Genomic DNA, 4,226 nt, shown 5'->3' with positions numbered 1-4,226 from the left:
CGGTCAGGTCTTCTTCATTATTGATTATTTCTTCTTCTACCTCTTCCAAAGGCTCTTCTATATCTGATTTTATTTCTTCTTGAGGTTCTTCTAGTTCTTCATGAGGTTCTTGAGTTATTTCTTCTGTATTTGTTTCCTCTGAGTATTCAACTGATTCTTCTTTTTCTTCACTATTATCTGAAGAGTTAGATAAATAATTTTGATATAATTCTTTTTCTTCTTTCGTTAAATCTTCTGATGAACTATCCACTTTATCCAAATAGCCTTCTATCATAGATTTATCTTCTTCATTATTGATTATTTCTTCTTCTGCTTCTTCCTTAGACTCTTCAATATCTGATTTTATTTCTTCTTCTTGAGGTTCTTGAGTAGCTTCTTCTAGTTCTTCATGAGATTCTTGAGTTGTTTCTTCTGTATTTGTTTCCTCTGATGATTCTTCTTGCAATTCCTCTTTTTCTTCGCTATTATCTGAAGAATTGGATAAATAATTTTGATATAATTCTTTTTCTTCTTCTGTTAAATCTTCTGATGAATTATCTACTTTATCCAAATAGCCTTCTATCATAGATTTATCTTCTTCTGTCAGATCTTCTTCATTATTGATTATATCTTCTTCTGCTTCTTCCTTAGACTCTTCACTATCTGATTTTATTTCTTCTGTTTTATCTTCTTCTACTTTTTCATAAGGTTCTTGAATTGTTTCTTCTGCTTTTGCTTCCTCTGAAGATTCAACTGATTCTTCTTTTAATTCTTCCGATGGTTCTGATTCTTTTATCTCACTTTCTTTCTTACTCTCTTCGTACTCTTCATTCATCTTCTGAAATTTAGATATATAATCATCATTTGAAACATCTTCATTATTATCTGATTCTTGATTTTGCAAATAATCATTATACATCTTAGATATGTAATCATTAGTTAATTCGGGAGTTTCTTCTTTTGTATCTTCTTCTTGAGGTTCTTCCACTTCTTCATGAGATTTTGGAGTCATTTCTTCTGATTTTGCTTCTTCTGATGATTCAGTATCTGATACCTCTTGCAACTTATCTTCTTCAATATTATCTGGAGAATTAGATAAATAACTTTGATAGAATTCTTTTTCTTCTTCTGTTAGATCTTCTTCTACTTCTTTATGAGATTCTGAAATTATTTCTTCTACTTTTTTTTCTTCTGATGGTTCTGACTCTTTTATCTCACTTTCTTTCTTACTCTCTTCATACTCTTCATTCATCTTCTGAAATTTAGATATATAATCATCATTTGAAATATCTTTATTATTATCAGATTCTTGATTTTGCAAATAAGCATTATACATCTTAGATATGTAATCATTAGTTAATTCGGAAGTTTCTTCTTTTTCAACATTACTAGATTCTATCGATGAATCTTCTTTCTCTGATTCTTCTTGAGGTTCTGATATATCTTCTTTTGTCTCTTCTTCTTGAGGTTCTTCTACTTCTTCATGAGATTCTGTAGTTATTTCTTCTTCTTTTTCTTCTTCTGATGATTCAGTATCTGATACCTCTTGCAATTCCTCTTCTTCAATATTAGATTTAGATAAATAACTTTGATAAAATTCTTTTTCTTCTTCTGTTAGATCTTCTTCTACTTCTTTATGAGATTCTGAAATTATTTCTTCTACTTTTTTTTCTTCTGATGGTTCTGACTCTTTTATCTCACTTTCTTTCTTACTCTCTTCATACTCTTCATTCATCTTCTGAAATTTAGATATATAATCATCATTTGAAATATCTTTATTATTATCAGATTCTTGATTTTGCAAATAATCATTATACATCTTAGATATGTAATCATTAGTTAATTCGGAAGTTTCTTCTTTTTCAACATTACTAGATTCTATCGATGAGTCCTCTTCCTCTGATTCTTCTTGAGATTCTGATATATCTTCTTTTGTCTCTTCTTCTTGAGGTTCTCCCACTTCTTCATAAGATTCTGTAGTTATCTCTTCTGTATTTGTTTCCTCTGAGGATTCAACTGATTCTTCTTTTAATTCTTCTAATGGTTCTGATTCTTTTATCTCACTTTCTTTCTTACTCTCTTCATACTCTTCATTCATCTTCTGAAATTTTGATATATAATCATCATTTGAAACATCTTCATTATTATCAGATTCTTGATTTTGCAAATAATCATTATACATCTTAGATATGTAATCATTAGTTAATTCGGAAGTTTCTTCTTTTTCAACAGTACTAGATTCTATTGATGAGTCCTCTTCCTCTGATTCTTCTTGAGATTCTGATATATCTTCTTTTGTCTCTTCTTCTTGAGGTTCTTCTACTTCTTCATGATATTCTGGAGTTATTTCTTCTGTATTTGTTTCCTCTGAGGATTCAACTGATTCTTCTTTTAATTCTTCCGATGGTTCTGATTCTTTTATCTCACTTTCTTTCTTACTCTCTTCATACTCTTCATTTATCTTCTGGAATTTAGATATATAATCATCATTTGAAACATCTTCATTATTATATGATTCTTGATTTTGCAAATAATCATTATACATCTTAGATATGTAATCATTAGATAATTCGGGAGTTTCTTCTTTTTCAACATTACTAGATTCTATCAATGAATCTTCTTCCTCTGATTCTTCTTGAGATCCTAATATATCTTCTTTTATCTCTTCTTCTTGAGGTTCTTGAGTATCTTCTTCCTCAGGCTCTTCGATATCTGATTTTATTTCTTCTTGAGGTTCTTCTAATTCTTCATTTGACTCTAGAGTTATTTCTTCTGTGTTTGTCTCCTCAGCTGATTCCTCTTGAAATTCTTTTTTTGCTTCAATATTAGAATTAGATAAATAATTTTGATATAATTCTTTCTCTTCTTCCGTTAAATCTTCTGATGAATCATCTACTTTATCCAAGCAGCCTTCTATCATAGATTTATCTTCTTCTGTTAGATCTTCTTCATTATTAATTATCTCTTCTTCTGCTTCTTCCTCAGTCTCTTCTATATCTGATTTTATTTCTTCTTGAGATTCCGATATCAATTCATCTAGTTTTGCTTCTTCTAATTCTTCTATAGCTGATGATATTTCTTCTTTTATGTCTTCTGATTCTAACTCATCAATTAATTCTTCATCTTTTATTTCTTCCGACTCTTCATCAGATATTTCTGACATAGAATAATTATTTTCTCTGTAATCATCTATAATATCTTCTTCATTATCATTTACATAACCATCATCTATCTCTTCCAGCTCTTCATCAGATATTTCTGACATAGTATAATTATTTTCTCTGTAATCATCTATAATATCTTCTTCATTATCATTTACATAACCATCATCTATCTCTTCCAGCTCTTTATCAGATATTTCTGACATAGTATAATTATTTTCTCTGTAATCATCTGTAATATCTTCTTCATTATCATTTACATAACCGTCATCTATCTCTTCCAACTCTTTATCAGATATTTCTGACATAGTATAATTATTTTCTCTGTAATCATCTGTAATATCTTCTTCATTTATTGAAGATTCTATGTCAACATCTCTAGTTATTAAATCGAGTTCATTTCCAGATAATTGTATTATATCATCATCATCATTATCTATTTCATTTATATAATTAGATTCATCTATATAATCAGCATTATCTATATCTGGAACTACAACATTTCTATCATTGTATTGTATATTTATTTCATCTTCTTTTAGATTATCTTCTTTTATTAAATTTACTTCTTTAGGCTCTTCATCATCTATTTCAGGTAACTCCAATACCTCATCTATTACTGATGAATCATCATTATCAGTAATTACAGAAATATCATCATATAAATCTGGTACCTCTATTTCATCATCATTATTATTATCCATTTTCTGATTACTAAAAAATGTACTCAAATCAAATTCTTCAACACAATCAATATCTTCTAATTCTTCATCTGTAAGAGCATCTTTTTCAGATACTTCTTTCATAAGTATATCTTGTTCTTCTGAATATATGTGCTGAACAACATAATTTTGTTCGTCAGAAAATTCAGCATCATCAACATCTATATTGTCTTTTGCATAAGAAGTTCTTTTTATTTTTGTTCCGTCTTCCAATTCAATTAATGTATATTTATCTAATGATAATTCATTATCGATTTCTGAAGCATCAGAATCTTTTAAATATTCTTTTTCTATATTTTCTAATTCTTCTAAAGCGGATAAACCTTCATCTATTAATTCTTTTTCTATGTCTTCTGATTCTTCC

General features: G+C 28.4%; 1 protein-coding gene. It reads right to left on the bottom strand.

What is annotated here, in order from left to right:
- Nucleotides 1-4,226: hypothetical protein (locus A966_RS13385; RefSeq protein ID WP_008722404.1), on the bottom strand; the 4,226-nt coding region annotated here is incomplete at both ends.

This window comes from Brachyspira hampsonii 30446 (genome assembly GCF_000316195.1).
GTDB lineage: Bacteria > Spirochaetota > Brachyspiria > Brachyspirales > Brachyspiraceae > Brachyspira > Brachyspira hampsonii_C.
This window is presented reverse-complemented; position numbering and strand designations above follow the sequence as displayed.